General features: G+C 47.9%; 14 protein-coding genes and 1 tRNA gene. 5 read left to right on the top strand and 10 right to left on the bottom strand.

What is annotated here, in order from left to right; all coding sequences use genetic code 11:
* Positions 1–101 precede the first annotated feature (101 nt).
* From BN3912_RS00865 to BN3912_RS00820, 10 genes are all read right to left on the bottom strand, one after another.
* Positions 102–632, bottom strand: coding sequence for a 5-formyltetrahydrofolate cyclo-ligase (locus BN3912_RS00865; protein ID WP_036859959.1), 531 nt, complete (start codon positions 630–632; stop codon positions 102–104).
* Positions 625–2,349 (bottom strand): S41 family peptidase, encoded by a 1,725-nt coding sequence (locus tag BN3912_RS00860; protein WP_023984950.1) that lies wholly within the window; start codon positions 2,347–2,349, stop codon positions 625–627. Before BN3912_RS00860 ends, BN3912_RS00865 begins: the two co-directional genes overlap by 8 nt.
* Positions 2,336–2,782 (bottom strand): dCMP deaminase family protein, encoded by a 447-nt coding sequence (locus BN3912_RS00855; protein ID WP_004367988.1) that lies wholly within the window; start codon positions 2,780–2,782, stop codon positions 2,336–2,338. The genes BN3912_RS00860 and BN3912_RS00855 overlap by 14 nt, the downstream gene beginning before the upstream one ends.
* Complete coding sequence (locus BN3912_RS00850) at positions 2,779–4,875, bottom strand: M3 family metallopeptidase (protein ID WP_023984951.1); 2,097 nt, start codon at positions 4,873–4,875, stop codon at positions 2,779–2,781. The genes BN3912_RS00855 and BN3912_RS00850 overlap by 4 nt, the downstream gene beginning before the upstream one ends.
* A 628-nt stretch (positions 4,876–5,503) precedes the next feature.
* A complete protein-coding gene (locus BN3912_RS00845) occupies positions 5,504–6,277 on the bottom strand; it encodes a Crp/Fnr family transcriptional regulator (protein ID WP_317038897.1) in 774 nt (257 codons plus the stop codon).
* Positions 6,235–7,266: an FAD:protein FMN transferase gene (locus BN3912_RS00840; RefSeq protein ID WP_023984954.1), complete on the bottom strand. Its 1,032-nt coding sequence runs from the start codon at positions 7,264–7,266 to the stop codon at positions 6,235–6,237. The genes BN3912_RS00845 and BN3912_RS00840 overlap by 43 nt, the downstream gene beginning before the upstream one ends.
* Positions 7,263–7,958 (bottom strand): DUF6048 family protein, encoded by a 696-nt coding sequence (locus BN3912_RS00835; protein ID WP_023984955.1) that lies wholly within the window; start codon positions 7,956–7,958, stop codon positions 7,263–7,265. Before BN3912_RS00835 ends, BN3912_RS00840 begins: the two co-directional genes overlap by 4 nt.
* On the bottom strand, positions 7,906–8,361 hold the full coding sequence (locus BN3912_RS00830) for a DUF6452 family protein (RefSeq protein WP_004367994.1): 456 nt from the start codon (positions 8,359–8,361) through the stop codon (positions 7,906–7,908). The genes BN3912_RS00835 and BN3912_RS00830 overlap by 53 nt, the downstream gene beginning before the upstream one ends.
* A gap of 11 nt (positions 8,362–8,372) precedes the next feature.
* Entirely contained in the window at positions 8,373–9,335 is a 963-nt protein-coding gene (locus BN3912_RS00825; protein ID WP_023984956.1) for a glycosyltransferase family 2 protein, read from the bottom strand.
* 16 nt (positions 9,336–9,351) lie between these two features.
* Entirely contained in the window at positions 9,352–9,924 is a 573-nt protein-coding gene (locus tag BN3912_RS00820) for a DUF4199 domain-containing protein (RefSeq protein ID WP_004367996.1), read from the bottom strand.
* A gap of 556 nt (positions 9,925–10,480) precedes the next feature.
* On the opposite strand from BN3912_RS00820, the gene BN3912_RS00810 reads away from it, so the two are divergent.
* The 5 genes from BN3912_RS00810 (at position 10,481) to BN3912_RS00790 (ending at position 18,918) form a co-directional block, all read left to right on the top strand.
* Positions 10,481–10,554: transfer RNA gene (locus BN3912_RS00810), tRNA-Thr, on the top strand.
* A gap of 299 nt (positions 10,555–10,853) precedes the next feature.
* Positions 10,854–11,558 carry an HmuY family protein gene (locus BN3912_RS00805; protein ID WP_004367998.1) on the top strand — a complete coding sequence of 235 codons (705 nt, stop codon included), beginning with the start codon at positions 10,854–10,856 and terminating at the stop codon, positions 11,556–11,558.
* Positions 11,559–11,729: 171 nt separating this feature from the next.
* Complete coding sequence (locus BN3912_RS00800; RefSeq protein ID WP_023984957.1) at positions 11,730–13,955, top strand: TonB-dependent receptor; 2,226 nt, start codon at positions 11,730–11,732, stop codon at positions 13,953–13,955.
* 11 nt (positions 13,956–13,966) lie between these two features.
* Complete coding sequence (locus tag BN3912_RS00795) at positions 13,967–18,205, top strand: cobaltochelatase subunit CobN (protein WP_023984958.1); 4,239 nt, start codon at positions 13,967–13,969, stop codon at positions 18,203–18,205.
* Positions 18,206–18,216: 11 nt separating this feature from the next.
* Entirely contained in the window at positions 18,217–18,918 is a 702-nt protein-coding gene (locus BN3912_RS00790) for a hypothetical protein (protein WP_023984959.1), read from the top strand.
* The last annotated feature ends 2 nt before the right edge of the window (positions 18,919–18,920 follow it).

Here is an 18,920-nt window from a genome sequence, read left to right as displayed (position 1 = left end):
ATCTTCCTTTGGAAAAGGGAGAAGTAACCACATTCATAACATCTCTAAGGTCTGTTCTCCCCTTATAGGGAGGAGTTAGAGGGGTACCGCTTCACCTATTTCTATAATATTTCTTGCATACGCACATCGTTTTCGTCGATCGGAATGCAGGATAACTTTTGGAAATCGAAGCATACACCTATTTTATATATATAGGGCAGCGGTCGTAGAAAGCGGTCGTAATAGCCCCGCCCGCGCCCCAGACGGTTGCCGTTTGTATCGAATGCCATACCCGGTATTACTGCAACGTCGATTTCCTCGTAGGCTGTAAATGGTTCGCCTGTGGGTTCCATAATGCTGAGACTGCCTTTCTGCAGGTCTTTTTCTCCGTTATATTCGCGCAAAATCATGGTTTCTTCGCCTATTACCACAGGCAGTAGTATCCGTTTGCCCATGCTTGCAAGGCGGTCGATGGTGTCGTGTGTATCCGGTTCATCGGGCAGCGAATAGTACATGAGTATAGTTTTAGCTGCCACTAATCGCGGGTGTTCCGTCAGTCTCTGCATAATACGAAGCGACAGTTCGTGCAATCTTTCGGGCGTGAACTGCCGCTTCCGTAGGCGTATTTCGCTTCTTATCTCGCTTTTAAGCATGGGCTGTCAGATGTGGAAAGGCATGCAAGGGGCGGTACTCGTAGGAAATGTTGGTCGTAGCGGCTACCTTTTGCGTTCGTTTCGGCACCGTTTTGGGAGCGGGCTTCTGCGGAAAAGCCGCCTTATTTTTAAATACTTCCAGCGCTGTGCCTATTACCGGATCGTCCATATTGATATATCTGTTCCACGCTTCTTCATCGAGCATGTTGTAAATAATACGGCTGTTGATAAAACGTTCCAACAGTTTATGCGAACGTTGTATCATCAAATTCCGGCGTTTAAGGCCATGCTTGTCGGCATATACGGCAAACTTGTCTACCATATTCTGCTTGATCAGATAGTCTGCCATTGCGGTCATCTCTTTGAAAGTATTCAGTTTAAGACGGTTGTCGTCGGTGTATGTGAATGCAAACTGCAGGATGAGTCCGCTCATGCTTGCCTGTTTATAATAGGAAGTTACGTCGGCCGTGTCCTCCGGAACAAAGATGTCGGGGGTAATTCCTCCACCTCCGTAAACCGTACGCCCTATACTTGTGTGATATGCGGGGCCGGTGTGTTTAATAGAGTCTTGCGAGAAAAACTCGCCATGTTTATAACGTGTGAGCAGATCTTGGGCATAATTGGCGTCGTCTCCCAACGTATAAGGCTTCTGAATGCACCTTCCTGACGGTGTATAATAGCGTGCAATGGTCAGACGGATCATACTGCCGTCGGGGAAACCTATTTGCTGTTGCACCAGTCCTTTGCCGAAAGAGCGGCGCCCGATGATAGTGGCACGGTCGTTATCCTGCATGGCTCCCGCAAATATCTCCGATGCTGAAGCCGATCCTTCGTTGATTAAAACCACGAGAGGTATCCTTTGATAGCTGCCATGACCATTGCTCTTGTAGTCTTGGCGGGGCGATTTGCGACCTTGGGTGTACACTATAAGTTTGTTGTTGGGTAGGAATTCGTTCGCTATCTGTACGGCCGATTGCAGGTAACCGCCCGTATTGTCGCGCAAATCGATGATGAGATTTGAGAAATTCCTTTGGGATAACTTGGCTAAAGCTATAAGCAGTTCGGGATAGGTGGTTTCTCCGAAGCTCTTGATGCGTATATAGCCCGTGCTGTCATCGAGCATGTATGCGGCTCCGATGCTCTTTAAAGGAATGTCGCCTCGCGTAACTGTGAACTCTTTCACTTTCTTCTGTCCGTAACGCAGCACCCCTATACGGACCTTAGTATCCTTAGGTCCCTTCAATCTATGCATGGCCTCTTCGTTCGTAACGGCCTTTCCGACGAATTTCTTGCCATCTACAGTAACGATCTTATCGCCGGCTAAGAGCCCTGCACGTTCTGCCGGACCGTTCTTGATTACGTTTTGAACATGGATAGTATCCTGACGTATCGTAAATTCAATGCCTACTCCAGAGAACGATCCTTTAAGATCATCGTTGGCAGCCTGCACGTCTTTGGCGTTTATATACACCGAATGGGGATCGAGTTCGGCAAGAATTTGCGGGATAGCTTTCTCTACCAACGAGTCTACATCTACCTTATCAACGTATTGATCGTCGATGATATGCAACAAATCGTTAAGTCTTTTGCTGCCTGAATTAATGATATTCAGCCGATTTCCGGAGGAATGGTTCGCATAGAAAGAACCTATGATGATGCCGATAACCACGCAGAGCGCCATCAGCAGCGGCATGTATCGGTTTTTATTCTGATTCATATTCGTCGGGGTTTAAATATATAACTTCGATGTTTGCTCTCCTAAGCAGGTTGATACCGTCTTCTAAGCGGTAACGTTCGCCGTAGACAACGCGCTTAATGCCTGCTTGTATGATGAGTTTAGCGCATTCTATGCAGGGCGAAGCGGTTACATAAAGCGTGGAACCGTCGCTGTTGTTAGAGCTGCGTGCCAGCTTTGTAATAGCATTAGCTTCTGCATGGAGCACGTAGGGCTTGGTGATACTGTTTTCATCTTCACAGACATTCTCAAATCCACTGGGCGTTCCGTTGTAACCATCGCTAATTATCATCTTGTTTTTTACTACAAGTGCGCCCACTTGGCGGCGTTTGCAATAGCTGTTTTCTGCCCACACGCGAGCCATACGCAGGTAGCGTAGGTCTAATTTCTGCTGCTTCTCGTCTGCCGATGTCATATTTCTATTTTGGTTTTACCGATGCCATCGCGTTCGAGCAGCGCCTGTATAGTGGGCTCTTGACCGCGAAATCGCTTGTATAGAATCATTGGGTGTTCGGTTCCTCCGCGCGAAAGAATGTTGTCGCGAAAGCTTTGTGCCGTCTTTTGATCGAATATCCCGTTGCGTTTGAATACACCGAAAGCATCGGCATCCAGCACTTCTGCCCACTTGTAACTGTAGTATCCGGCCGCATAACCACCTGCCATAATGTGGCTGAATTGCGTTGTCATACAGGTATCCGGCAGTTGTGGCGTTACCATAGCCCGCTCCCATGCCTGCTTTTCAAAGGGGATAATATCGTCGGTAAATGCTTCTGTCTTCGTGTAATAGGCCATGTCGAGCAGACAGAAAGCCACCTGCCGCATACAGCCGTAGGCTGCGTTGAAGTTACGGCTGCGGATAATGCGCTCTATCAGGTCGTCGGGAATGACTTCGCCCGTTCGGTAATGAAAGGCAAACGTACGCAGGAACTCTTTTTCAACGGCAAAGTTCTCCATGAATTGCGAGGGTAATTCAACGAAATCCCACCAAACATTCGTGCCTGAAAGGCTCTCGAAACGGGTGTTGGCGAATATTCCGTGCAGGGAATGCCCGAACTCATGCAGGAATGTTTCTACCTCTCCGAGCGTCAGCAGAGCAGGTTTGTCGGCGGTAGGTTTGGTAAAATTCATTACCAGACTGGCATGCGGACGCACGTTGTTGCCCTTATGATCGATCCATTGTCCTTGGAATTCCGTCATCCAAGCGCCTCCCTGTTTGCCTTTACGGGGGTGGAAATCGGTATACAAAACGGCAAGATAAGAGCCGTCTTTATCGAAAACATCGTAGGCTTTCACGTCTTTATGATACACCGGAATATCTTTGTTCTCCTCGAAGGTGATGCCGTAAAGACGCGTAGCCAGACCGAATACACCTCGGATAACGTTGGAAAGTTCGAAATAGGGGCGCAGCATTTCAGCGTCGATATTATATTTCTCCATCTGCAGCTTATGGCTGTAATAGCCGAAGTCCCACGGCATAAGCTCGAAATCGCTTTCTTCCATCTGCTTTGCCATGGCCTCTATCTCGGCCACTTCTTTCTGTGCAGCGGGCTTATAGGCATCGATCAATTCGTCTAAAAGCTTATATACGTTGCCTACATTGCTTGCCATGCGATGCTTGAGCACATAGTCGGCGTAGGTATCATAGCCGAGTAATTGCGCTATTTCGCGACGCAGGTTGATCAGACGCTTGCAAATGTCGAGATTGTTTTCTGTATTATCGTGCGTACATTCCGTGTTTCGCGCCATATACATGCGTTTACGCAGGTCGCGTTGGGTAGAATAAGTCATGAAAGGCGAGAAACTTGGAAAGTCGAGAGTGAATATCCACCCCTCCGATCCTTTCTCTTTAGCAGCCAAAGCCGCCGCTTCTCGTGCCGTTTCAGGCAGTCCGTCAAGCTGTTTCTCATCGGTTATATGCAGTTCGAAAGCCTTGTTTTCTTTCAATAGGTTTTGCGAGAATTGCAGCGAGAGCATGGCTGCTTCTTCGGTAAGTTGCCTGAGTTGTTTCTTTCCGGCTTCATTCAACAGTGCTCCGCTACGCACAAAACCGTCGTAACATTTATCGAGCAGCATCTGTTCTTCGGCCGAAAGTTTGCGGTCGGGGTGCTGGTAAACGTGCTTTACCCGTGCAAACATGCGTTTGTTAAGCATTACATCGTTGGCATGTTTGGTAAGTATCGGACTCATTTTCTGTGCCAATTCGTCGAGTTCATCGTTGGTCTCGGCCGATAACATGCACGAAAAAACGTTCGAAACCCTATCGAGCAGGTCATAATAATGTTCTCCCTTCGAGGTGTCTACATGTATGATAGTGTTGTCGAAAGTCGGTTCATCGGGGTTATTCGTTATCTTTTCTATCTCTTCATCGTCGCGTTGTATGCCTTCCATGAATGCTTTTTCGTAGTCAGATGTCCGAATACGACCGAAAGGCACCGTGTTGTGCGGCGTTTCATAGGGCAGGAAGAAGGGATTTTGGTGTTCTGTGTTCTCTATATTCTTTTCATTCATACTAATCGTACCATCTATTTTACTTGCAAAAATAGTAAAAATATCAAAGACACATTATTATAAATAGTATTTTTAACGAATATTACAAGACGGATGGGGACCTCCCCCGTCCCCTCCGAAGGAGGGGTGTAGAGGTGATGGATTAGAGATGAGGGAGGAGTGATTAATGGGTGTATTGTAGGGATTTGACTTGCCTAAGTTCTGTTGTGCCATTCGGTTTTTATGATACATGTATAAAATGATGTGCGAGTTAAGTTCCCGCAGTTCAACCGAAGCAACTACCTGTGGAGCATAGAAATGCCATCTAAGTCTGTTAGAAATACCATCTGAAGCAGACAGACATGCCCTCTAACGGTAATACACATAATACATTCTTAACCAACAGATTATGAATTAAGCGCGAACACCATACTCCTCTCTTTAATAAAAGGATACGGGGAGGGGATGAAACATGATAACCCGCCGCCATCCATCCCCTCTCCGTCTCTACTTTCCAAGGGGAAAAGCACATTTAGACTGCCCCTTCGCTTCAAATGAAAAAGCACGAAAACTCCTGCGTGTACTATATTTACCCATCTTCCGCAAGACACCCCCCTCCTTTGGAGGGGACGGGGGAGGTTAAAATTCCCTACATAATCAACCGTTCCATTGCAGGAATAACGATATGATTTCGGCTGAGTATGAGCAGTCCTTCGGCCTGCATCTCGTTCAAGGCACGCGAAACGTCGAGCCTACTGTCGTTCACTTCGGCCCCTAACTGTGTCATCTTGATCTTAAAGTCCTTGCTTCCGGCAGGGTATAGACAGTGGTCTATGAAGAAACGAACGATACGTTCGCGCAGGCTATGGGGCTGCCTTATCCACGGTCGATGCTGGAAACGCTGGCTCTGGGTAGACAGAATGTTAAGGAGATTGGTACGGAATATGTCGTAAGAAGACGACATGCTAACCACATATTCCTTTCTCAGAAAGAGCGTGCCGCACCGTGTGAGGGCCTGATAAGTACGCGTATAACGCTGCGTAAGACCGAAGATACGTTCGGGTTGCAGTACGTTCGGCGCTTTTAGTTGTTCTTTTAATGAGTATTGTCTGTCGTCCGACCATGCCGTAGTTTCTACCACTCCGTCGAGCAGGAATACCATATTGCTGCACGGGGTGTCTTCTTTAACGATAACGTCTTGCTCTTTAAACGCCTTAAACTCAAAAGGTATTTGTTCTACAATCTGCGACAAATCGTTATGGCTCAGCCCTTGAAAGAGTGGAAGCGTAAGCAATTTGTCGTATAAGTGCAGCATAGACATGGACAATACGTTGTTTATAGGGTTATCGGATGAGGGATGAAGCGGCCGCGCACGGGGTGTTATTCGGCCACGAACTTGCCGTCCATCGAGGGCGAATGCCATATCGAAGTCTTTCCTTCGGCATCGGCATAGATGAAGTAGGCCATCAGTTCGGGATGTTTCTGCAACACCTGTTTGGCTTTTTCTATACCCATTACCATGAAAGCCGTGGCGTATGCGTCGGCTGTAGCGCAATTTGGCGCCAATACAGTGGCCGAGAGCAAGCTGTGTTGTACCGGTCTGCCCGTCTTAGGATCTATGGTGTGGGCATATTTCTTACCGCCCTTGTAGTAGAAGTTGCGGTAGTTGCCGCTCGTAGCCATGGCTTTATCCGTAACGTTTAGCACCGTCTGCAGCTCTTGGTCGATGTGGGTAGAGTCGTCTGTGGGCTTGGTTACCCCTATTCTCCACGGCAAACGTTTCTCGCTGATGCCGCTCGTGACCACTTCTCCGCCTATTTCAATCATAAAATTCTTTATGTCTTTGCTGCGTAGATAGCGTGCCACAACGTCGCAACCATAACCTTTGGCAATGGCAGAGCAGTCGAGCATGATGCGCCGGTCCTGCTTCTTCACCCGATTGGCTGCCAAACTAACCTTTTTATATCCCACTATGGCGCGTAAACTGTCTATGGTTTGTGGCGACGGATGCATATTGTTTTTGAAGCCGAAGCCCCATAGATTGACCATAGGTGCCACGGTTATATCGAATGCACCGCCGGTTTCCGCCGATATTTGTTGTGCCTGTTCGAACACTTCCCTAAACATATCGTCTACAGCCACATCCTTATTCATGTTTACCTGCGATATAATCGAGCCTTTGTTGAAAGTTGAAAGCGAGGCATCCACCTTGTTCAACTGCGCTACAATCTCGTTTTGCAGGTTTTGGTCGCTCTGGTAAGTGATGTTATACACCGTTCCGAAGATAAATCCACTGTCGTGCTGATAGGGCATGGACTGCTGTTGACGGATGATGTATACCGTGCCTGCGATCAGTGCAAGCAAGAAAGGCACCTGCCAGAACAGTCTTTTACGTTTCTTGTTATCTGTCATATTTCGAGGATTACATTGAATGTAGCACCGAACTTTGCACCGCCTGCGCGCCCGAAACCGGGCACATACCACGGTTCACCTATCTCTCCGGCGGTATGAAACAGGCGTCGTTTGTATCTTACACTCCACCCCAAGCGGAACGCCCCCCATATTTTAGCGTCGATGCCTGCCACGCCTTCCAGCCAATGATAGCTGCCTTTCACGCCTTGAGCGCCGAAGTTATGCACTCCACCCCACACCGGATCGATGATACCCGGGTGCTCTATGTCGTATTTAAATGATGTGAAAGCGTAACGAAAGCCCAAATACAGCCGATAGTCGTCGTGCTTGTTTCTCATCATGTTGAAGTCTAAGCCTGCTTTTCCGTATGGAGCGGTGGCTTTGTAGGTAAGTCTGGTGGTCACGTCGTCGGCATTCGCCCGCCCTAAACCGAGCTCGACGACGGGAAAATACTTATCTTTGATGTTCACGCGCAGTGCAGCTTCCAGTTGTCCGTAGCCGCTCAAGACGAGTTGCCCCAAGCCTACGAGGTCGGCAGACACCGCCACTCCCCGAAACGTAGCTATGGTGTCGGTCTTTTCCGGTACAATTCTTTTGGGCTGTTGTGCACTGCCTGTCAGTGCCGAAAGCATCATGCAACTACTCGCCAGCAGCCTTAAAGTAAACATGGAAATGCGCTTTGGTGTAATCATAATCTACGTTTGCTTTTTTTACAACGATGGAGTCGAGGACATGGTACGTGCATTCCACGCCGTTGATTTTATGGAATACCGCCGGATTGCAGTCTATCGACTCGAAATGGGGGTGGTCTTCCTTGGCGATACGCACGGTGTCTATCGTGGTTGCTCCGCCCACGCGCTTCACTTCAAAGTAGAATGTGTCGCGGGCGGCAGCATGACTCATGGGCAGCGAAAAGCTGTCTACCGCCGTTGCACGGTTCAGTATCACCGTGTCGTTGCCGTCGTTACGTGTGGTAGAGATGGTGAGCGTGTCGCTTAGCGTGGTAATATTGCCGGCTAATTTATAATATGTAGCCACGGCACTATTCAATGGACAGTCGATAGACGAGCATGCCGTTAGCATTACAATAGCCATGCATGGCAGGATTATTCTTCGCATCGGATCGTTTTTTCTATTTGATAATCGTTACGGGTGGGGTTTGAACGGCTGATAAGATCGCCAAGGAAGCCCGCTAAAAAGAGTTGTGTGCCGATTAGCATAGTGGTCAGGGCGATGTAGAACCACGGACTGTCGGTGATGAGGCGTTGGGGTATGCCGTTGGCAAGGGCATAGAACTTGTCGGCACCGATGAAGATAACGGCGATAAAGCCGATGAAGAACATGAACGAACCCAACAGTCCGAACACGTGCATGGGCTTTTTGCCGAAGTTACTGAGGAACCATAGCGTTATCAGGTCTAAGTAACCGTTGAAGAAGCGGTTCAGTCCGAACTTCGAAGATCCGTACTTTCGCGCCTGATGATGCACCACCTTTTCGCCGATTTTGCTAAATCCGGCGTTCTTAGCTATATAAGGTATGTAGCGATGCATTTCGCCATAAACCTCGATATTCTTCACTACATCGCGACGATATGCCTTGAGTCCGCAGTTAAAGTCGTGCAGGTTTCGTATTCCGCTTATCCGTCTTGCGGTGGCATTGAATAGTTTTGTCGGCAATGTTTTGCTTATCGGATCGTAACGTTTCTGCTTATATCCCGACACAAGATCGTATCCGTCTTCGGTAATCATTCGGTAGAGTTCCGGTATTTCGTCGGGTGAGTCCTGTAAATCGGCATCCATAGTGATGACGACATCGCCCTGTGCCTCTTTGAAACCGCAGTATAACGCGGGACTTTTGCCGTAGTTACGGCGGAATTTAATGCCCTTTACGTGTTCCGACTGTGCGCTCAACTGCTCGATAACCTGCCATGAAGCATCGGTAGAACCATCGTTTACGAATATTACTTCGTAAGAGAAGCGGTTTGCCTGCATCACGCGTTCGATCCACGCATAGAGTTCGGGCAGCGATTCTGCCTCGTTGAATAGGGGTACGACGATTGTAATATCCATCTGTATAGTTTGCTTGTTATTTGTTTTCTTTATCTATGGGGTGCCCGTTCCTATGCTCCGGCAGCTTCATGGTGGGGGCCTTCTTCGCACCGAAGACGGCTATGAACAGCGAAAGCGGTATGGCTACCATGATATTTTGCATCATAAAGAGGAATGCTTTCTCTATTGCACTCAAATCGGCGAGTATGCCTACCGACTCTATCAGCTGCTTGCTGTCTATCCCCATGGCCCGATAAGCGGCGGCGTTAACGCTTACTACCTGATTTAGGAGTGCCGTAAACTTGCCGTGATCGAGGAACTGAAAGTATAAACCCTGTGCCACTGCGAAGATTAGAGAGCTGTATAAAAAGGTATAGAAGCAGTAGCCGAACGCGCGGCGGTAAGAGATTATGCCGCTCAAAGCGTAGTTACGAAACTTGAACAGCCGCCATCCGACGAAGAAAGGCGTGGCAAGTACGACCAGTTCATTGAGAAACGGAACCGGTACAAGTACCATCGAGACGAAACCTACAAGCCATAAAAGGCTGAGCAGGGCACCGTCTTGCTGCGCAAAAGCCTTGAGCTGTATTAACGAAGCGATATTTATCATACTGATGCAAAAGTAGTCAATTTATTGCATATTGTATGTGTTCGGGTTGTAATTTTTCGATTTTTTACCTATAGGTGTACCACCTGTCGCGGGCAGATATGCCGTTTAAGCGGCTTACATTGCCTGTCTGAGGCAATCAGACAGGCAATGTAAGAAAGGCGTTTGGCACGTATTCATAATCAATAGATTGCATAATCCCCCTCTAACTCCCCTCTGTAGGGGGAAATCGGATGGGAGTTGTCTTTCCTTTTTAAGTGGAGAAGCGCATTCTCTCCTTATCCTTTCCGGTAAAAGAAATAAAGAACGTGGAAGAAAGGCAAGCAATGAGTAATCGATAGCGGTGCCGTACGGACAGAATAGAACCCCCAAAAGATGTTAAAAGAGATGGAAAAACGCTCTTGTTGTTGCGCCATTCGGTATAAATTGATTACCTTTGCATCCGTTTTAATGTATATGGGTAAGTCTCATACGGTCAGCTCCCATCGAATCCTCCAGGACGGGAACGTAGCAAAGGTAGTTGGTTGTAGCGGCGCGATATGAATAGCTTACCCGCCTTGCCTCTTTAGCTCAGTTGGCCAGAGCACGTGATTTGTAATCTCGGGGTCGTTGGTTCGAATCCGACAAGAGGCTCGAATATTCAAGAGATGCATGCTTTGCGTGGCATCTCTTTTTTACTTTTTTATATCTTTTTATGCCAATCACTAATTATGATTAGATAGAAGTAGGTAGCACACATGGTAGCTGTAGAACTGGTGTGTGTTGTGTAAAGCGTTGATTGGTAGGTTGTTGTGTGTATTCGTATGCTTTTCCTTGCACCCTTTCCGCTTAGAAAAAATACCCCTTTTTTAGTATTGTACGGCCGATGGAAAGAACTTAATTTTGCAATCGATAAGCTAATTAATTCAAATTTAACAATTTAATTTTAAACGATGAAAACCAAACTATTTTTGGCATTATGCCTTGTTATGATTATTGTTTCGGCATGTAGCAACAATAATGACGAACCTGCAAACCGAGTAGATCCTAAAGATGTAAAAGCCAAGAGTGCCTCGTTTCCGGCTTCAGCATACGATTCATGGGTTTTTGTAAATCTTGAAAACGGTGATACTGCTATAAGAAAAGATGTGAACGAATGGGAATATCACCAGCTAATTGTAGAAAACGGAAAGTATAAAAGGAATGCAGACGGCTCGCTTGCCTACGAGGTAACAAAGACGGTCAAGGCAGGTACGCCTAACGAACCCAAGACTTGGCACTTGGCTTTCCATGTTTATGACGTGCGAACCAATGGGGGCGAGGCGATGATAACTAAGGAGACGATGCTCGATAAGGTTAAATTAACCGATCTTACAAGCGGAACCTATGAGGCTGACAAGGATATCTTTATTGTTGTAGATATGGCTGGTATGCAGAAAAATCTGATGGGATATTCCAAAGGACAGGCCAATTTGGTTCTGGGTAAATGGCTTACCAGCGTGGGTATGCCGCCCAAACGTACGTTGAGCGATAAGGTTTTTGTGGTGAAATTCAAGGATGGTAGCTATGCTCTTCTTAAGTTCAACGACTATTTGGATGATACCGGAAAGCAGAAAATGATTAAGTTCGATTACAAATTAATAAAGAAAAACGCGTAATAGAAGTAAGGGTATTTTGTGGTTGACGGTCGGGTAGATGGCGGCAGGTAATATTCAAGTGCTGTTTTTTGTGTTGTTCCGTTTTTGCCGGCATGCCTGTCTGTCTGTCCGGCAACCGCAAAACAATCCTTATGTTTCATTGATCTTTAATGAATAATGAGGAATAAGAACATGAATAAATTTCTATATCTCCTCTTTTTGCAGCTTGCTGTAGCGTGGGTTAACGTAAGGGGTGCCGGTCCTGTCTCGCCTCCCAAGTACACCGTTAAAGGCGTGGTAGTTTCGGTAGACGGCGGTCCGCTTGCGGGAGCCACTATCTCTGTCGAAGGTACAAATATCAATACCGGAACGAATGCCAAAGGTGAATTTGCGATAGATTTCCAAAAAGACCGGGTATATAGCCTTCGGGTGAGCTTTGTTGGGTATGTTACGCGTCGTATAACGGTTCCCTCGAGCGGACATCCGCCCTTTATAATAAGGTTAATCCCTGCAGAAACCAATCTTAACGAGGTTGTTGTCACGGGTACACGTAGCGAACGTCCGCTGAAGGATGTACCTGTAATCACGCGAGTTATCTCTCGAGAAGAGATAGATAACGTAAATCCCGCCGATATAACTACCCTCTTGGAGTACACCTTGCCCGGTGTACAGTTCTATTATAACACGATGAGCCAAGTTCCGGAGATAACCTATCAGGGTATGGATAGCAAGGCAGTACTCTTCTTGCTCGATGGAGAGCGGATAAGTGGTGAGGGTGGCGCCAGTAACATAGACTACAGCCGGTTCAATATAGATGATATAGAGCGGATAGAAGTCGTTCGAGGGGCGGCATCCACACTGTATGACAGCCGTGCAATTGGAGGTGTCATCAATATAATTACCAAGAAGAGCGTTCGTCCGGTAAATGTACGCCTGCATGCCCGCTATGCCGGGCATAACGGAGAGCAATATACCGCCTCTACAGGTACCAACTTGAAGCGCTTCTCATCACTTACATCGTTCACGTTTCGCAAAAGAGACACCTATCTTGTAAGCGATGACAAGGGTAAAGTGACCGAAACGCTTAATCCCGACGGCACTGTAACCAAAACAGAGGCCAAGCCTACGGCGGCTTATATCTACGGCTATCGCATCATGGACTTATCGCAAAAGCTGTCGTACAACTTTACCGACCGGCTCAGTGCTTACGTCAGAGCTTCTTACTATGCCAATACGCGTGCCACATATCTTAATGCCAGATTTCATCAGAGATACGAAGACCTCGTGTTGAGCGGCCGTTTAAAGTGGCAATTTTTCGATAATCAGAGCTTGGAACTTTCGTATATCCGCGATATTTATATAAAGAATAATGTATATGACCGTGTGGATTTGAAAGAAAAGGTTTATCGCAATATCAACAACACCGTGCGTATGTATTATACAGGAACCTTTGGCAAGCATACTATCAGCGGCGGTGTAGACTTTTTGCGCGAAGACCTGAAGCATCATTTCATGAAAGATACCGCCAACGTACACATGAACCAATTCTCTCTCTGCCTGCAAGAAGACTGGCATATTGCCGATAATATCGATGTTGTTCTTGGTTTGCGTGGCGACAAGGGGTTACATTATAAGTTCCATCTCACGCCGAAGATCTCGGCTTTATACCGTCCTTGGAAGCGCATTACCCTGCGTGCAGGTTATTCGCAGGGATACCGTATTCCTAATCTGAAAGAACTCTATCAGGAGTATAACATGGGAGGAACGGGTATTATGATGTATGGCAACAAAGATTTGAAGCCCGAAGAAGGCAGTCAGTTATCGGCTTCGGTAGAGTACGACCATAAAGGTTTGAACCTCGCAGTGTCTGTCTATCACAATCGTTACAAGAATAAAATCACCTATGAATATATAGAACCCGGCAAATCATGGAACATGCGTTATGCCAATTCGTTCAATGTAAAGACGACAGGTGTAGAACTTACGGCCAATTACATGCTGCCTTGCGGGCTTCGTTTCTCCGGAGCCTACGCTTACATCAACGACTTTGACAAGAAAGACGGTTATAATATGTCGTGGATTCGGCCGCATAGCGCACGTTTCAGCACGCTCTACAAACACCGTTTCGGCAAGACAACGGAGACAGTTGCCTTAAACAGCCAATGGGTATCGCGCATCACGCGCTATTCTTACGACAGTAAAACCAAGGCGTACACCCGTTCCGTGTACGATGCCCGCACGCTCTGTTCGGTCAATTTGCGGTCGGAACTGCCGCGAGGCATTACACTCGGGCTGATGATAGACAACATCTTCAACTATAAGGACAAGGCTGCAGACTCGGCAGTACAGTTGCCTCAGAACGGTATAACGTATGTAGCAACGCTCGGAATCAATATTTCAGACATGTTTAAACTCTAATCCATGGCAAGATGAAGAAGAAAATAATAATCGGTGTAGCGGCACTTATGCTGCTTGCCTTGTGCATATACGCGTGGCAGAAGTGGTTCTGTGCCACACGTATTGCCTTTGTAAACTACCAAACCATTACGCTTGGCAGGATTGCCAAGGCAAACGACAACCCGTTTATTAAGATCGACGACGTGGAGGCAGACGATTTAAGCAGCCTCGACGGTTATGATGCCGTGTGTATAGAGGCCATGGGACTGCGCTTGACGGAGGAACAGCGCGAACAGATAGAGCGGGCACGAAAGAAAGGAGTACCTATTGTCAGTACTATGATTACCAATCCCGACAACGATTTTACCTCTATGGACTCGATAGTTGCCGATACGTTGAGGAAATACATAGCGAACGGCGGTCAAGAAAACTACAGGAGTATGCTGAGTTATGTACGTAAATACATTGATGGCAAGCTGATTTACGCTCCTAAACCCCATGTATTGGTGGAACAGAAGTACGGTCTGTTATACACATACGATAGGTCTGATGCCGATAGAGAGCCTATTCAATTCCATTCGGTGGCCGAATACCGTAAATATCTGCACCGTAATGGTTTGCTAAAAGTCCATGCACCGGCAATAATCATTACGGGTTCCATCGGCGAACCTAAAGAGTTGATCGCCCGTCTCGAAGATACGGGCAACACGGTATATCCCGTCAACTCCATCAGAGAGTTCATAGAGGGGCATCATGCCGACAGCATACCCGTGGCGGCCGTTATCAATATGGCTCACGGGCGCATGGGAGATAACATGGTAAACTATCTGAAAACGAGGAATATACCCCTCTTCGCACCCCTGAATGTGAACCGTTTGGTAAAGGAATGGGAAGCTGATAAGATGGGTATGAGCGGCGGTTTCCTCTCGCAAAGCGTGGTTACGCCGGAGATAGACGGGGCGCTTCGGTCGTTTGCCCTCTTCGGTCATTACGAGGGGAACGACGGTTTACGGTACGTGGCAGCGATACCTGAGCGTCTTGAAGATTTCGTAAAGACGGTAAACAACTATATAAATCTTAGGCATAAACCCAACAAAGAAAAGCGCGTGGCCATATATTATTACAAAGGACCCGGGCAGAATGCCATGACTGCAGGCGGCATGGAAGTGGGCCCTTCGCTATATAATCTGCTGCTAAAGCTACGCAACGAGGGCTATAACGTGGCCGGATTACCCGCTTCTTCGGCGCAACTCGAGCGCATGATACAGCATCAAGGAGCGGTATTCGGGCAGTATGCCGAAGGTGCATTGGGCGAATTTATGAAGAATGGGCACCCTGAACTTATCGCAAAGAGGCAGTACGAGGCATGGGTAAAGGCCTCTCTCCGTCCAGAGAAGTATGCCGAAGTGGTGAAAGCCTATGGCAATTTCCCGGGTAAATATATGAGTACGCCCGACGGGAAGCTCGGTATAGCACGCTTACGTTTCGGAAATGTGGTGCTTCTTCCGCAGAATGCGGCCGGCAAGGGCGATAATGCGTTTAAGGTAGTTCACGGCACCGACGCCGCTCCTCCCCACACCTATATTGCTTCTTACCTATGGACGAGATACGGATTTAAGGCAGATGTGCTGATACATTTCGGCACTCATGGCAGCTTAGAGTTTACGCCTAAGAAGCAAGTTGCATTGAGTAATCTCGACTGGCCCGACCGTCTGGTAGGCACAACTCCGCACTTTTATCTTTATACAATAGGCAATGTGGGCGAAGGTTTGATAGCTAAACGGCGTTCGTATGCCGGACTTCAGACGTATCTAACGGCTCCCTTCATGGAGAGTAACCTACGTGGAACGTATCATGACCTTGCAGAGAAGATTAAAATATATAACGATAAAGTGGCACACCATAGGGCCGGAATAGAGAAAGCCTCGCTGGATGTGAAGGCTATAGCCGTGAAGTTGGGCATACATCGCGAGCTCGGACTCGACTCGGTTATGGCAAAACCCTACAATGAAGACGATATCTTGCGCATCGACAACTATGCTGAAGAGATTGCAACCGCCAAGATTAACGGTCAACTTTATACCTTGGGCGTGCCTTATGAGCCTGCCCGAATAGTGAGCAGCGTATATGCTATGTGCACCGATCCCATAGCCTATTCGGTTTATGCCATAGACAAAGCGCAGGGACGTGCCGATGCCAGCGTGGCAAAACGTAAGGTGTTGTTTACACAGCGTTATCTTAATCCGGCAAAAGCCTTGGTGGCTAAGTTGCTTGCCAATCCTGCCTATGCCACCGATGCCGTAGTTTGCGCTACGGCGAATATTACGCCTGCTCAGCTTGCAAGGGCACGTGATGTGTATCAGACGCTCACCGCACCCAAGGATATGATGGCTATGATGATGGCCGGAGGCGGTAGGAATAAAGCGAATATGATGAAGGGAATGCCGAAGATGAGAGGCCCTATGCCTGCTATGCGGGGCAAAATGCCGAAACAGCAGGCCGGTATGTCGCCGGCAAAAGGCCTTAAAGGCATGGGAGGAATGCCGGGTATGGCAGCTAAGGAGCCCGCTTATGCCAAGCACGATAAGGATTTTGCCTTCGCAGTAGCGGAACTCGAGCGTACCATCCGTAACGTTTCGACCTATAAGAAGAACCTCTTGGCAAGTCCGCAGCTCGAACTCAGCAGTATCGTCAATGCTATGAACGGTGGCTACACCATGCCTTCGCCGGGCGGAGATCCCATTGCTAACCCCAATACAATTCCAACTGGCCGCAATATGTATGGCATCAATGCCGAATCTACGCCCAGTGAATCGGCATGGGAGAAGGGGAAAGACTTGGCCGAAAATACCATACAGATGTATCGCAGGCGCCATAACGACAGCATACCCCGCAAGGTCAGCTACACTTTATGGAGCGGAGAATTCATCGAGACCGAGGGGGCGACCATCGCGCAAGTGCTCTATATGCTTGGTGTGGAGCCTGTAAGAGACAGCTTCGGACGCGTTACAGACCTGAAACTCATACCTTCTAACGAACTCGGACGCCCCAGAATAGACGTCGTGGTGCAGACTTCAGGACAATTACGCGACCTTGCCGCTTCGCGTTTGTTCCTCATCAATCGGGCTGTGGAGATGGCTGCAGCGGCTAAAAACGATAGGTATGAGAACGAAGTAGCCGAGGGATTGAAGGAAACGGAGCGTGCTCTGACGGAGAAAGGCGTGTCGCCTAAGGAAGCCAGAGAGCTTGCCTCGCGCCGCGTTTTCGGCGGTATGAACGGTAATTACGGTACGGGTATCCAAGCTATGGTGATGAGCAGCGACCGATGGGAACGCCGTTCAGAGGTGGCAGATGTCTATCTGAACAACATGGGAGCGTTCTATGGCGACACTAAAAATTGGGAGCAATTCAAACAGTATGCCTTCGAAGCGGCGCTCACTCGTACCGATGTGGTTGTTCAACCGCGTCAGAGTAACACATGGGGGGCACTAAGTCTCGACCATGTTTATGAGTTTATGGGCGGTATGAACCTCGCTGTGCGCAAGGTAACGGGCAAGGAACCCGATGCATACCTAAGCGATTACCGCAACAGACAGAACGTGCATATGCAAGAGGTGAAAGAGGCGATCGGCGTAGAGAGTCGTACCACCATTTTTAACCCTACCTATATCAAGGAACAGATGAAGGGCGGAGCCTCGTCGGCAAGCGGCTTTGCCGCCATCGTGCAGAACACTTTCGGGTGGGAAGTTATGAAACCGTCGGCGATAGACGATGAGATGTGGAACGAAATCTATAATGTCTATGTGAAAGACAAGTATGATCTGGGCGTGAAAGATTTCTTTGTAAGGCAAAATCCTGCGGCAATCGAGGAGATTACAGCGGTAATGTTGGAGGCCGCACGTAAGGGTATGTGGAAGGCAGATGGCCGGCAAATCGGTACTCTTGCGCAGATGCACGTGGATTTAGTGAATAAATATAAGCCTTCGTGTTCGGGGTTTGTGTGCGATAATGCCAAGTTACGCCGCTTCATTACCGACCATAATGCCGACAAAGAAGCTGCGAAAAAGTATGAAAGAAATATCGGAGAAATACGCAATACAGGCATAAATGCACAAAAAGGCATGAAGATGAAGAAAGAAACACTCACCGAACAACCGTCGTCGGTGAAGCATGTACTGAACAATGTGGCAGTGGGTGTGGTTGCTGTTCTACTCATTATCTTGCTTTTGTGGATAGTAAGACGCAACCGAAAGATGCGTAACATGGAGTAAATGCCTGCTGAATGGAAACGGTAGTAGCTATACTTATGATATTGGTTTGCTTCAATTTCTTGTTGAAGCAAACCTTTACAACATGGCGCACCTTGGCGGTTACCACAGTTGTTCTGGCACTGTTTGCCGCCTTGATGTGGCCTTTGGCCATAGAACAGTCTAAAACTCAGATTGCCGATTGGTTAAAGAACACAGAATTAATGCGCGACATAGCCGTGATATTGACCATAGACGTGGCAGCACAACTCACGTTCTGTCTCTTCACGGTGCGCATGCCGAGTGCCGAAAAAGCCAAACCTCGCAGCCGTGCCATACATATATTGCTCACTCTTTACCCGGGTATAATCGTGTTCCCTGTGGTGTTCGCCACCCTTGTAGAACTCATCTTCGCCTTGCCCGGCACATCGTTTACCCTCATAGCCTATATGCTTGCCGCCGCTATCCTTGCGGTGGTGCCTTTGGGAAGAGTGCTTCTGCGCCTGTTGCTGCCCGAAAACGACCTGCGTTTAGAGATGCTTTTCCTCTCGAATGTGCTCGTGGCAGTGGTCGGAGTAGTGGCAACTGTGAACGGTGAAACACAAACCAAGTCTGCCGACAGCATAGACCTTACGGCGCTGTGCGGCTTTCTCGTATTGCTTACGGCGGGGCTCTTGTGCGGCATGGCATGGTATGCGTTGAAACAGAAACGGAATAATAATATAAACAATCGATAAAA

The organism is Prevotella phocaeensis (assembly GCF_900065875.1).
GTDB lineage: Bacteria > Bacteroidota > Bacteroidia > Bacteroidales > Bacteroidaceae > Prevotella > Prevotella phocaeensis.
Note: the sequence above shows the minus strand (reverse complement) of the source record. Positions and strands in the feature narration are given on the sequence as shown.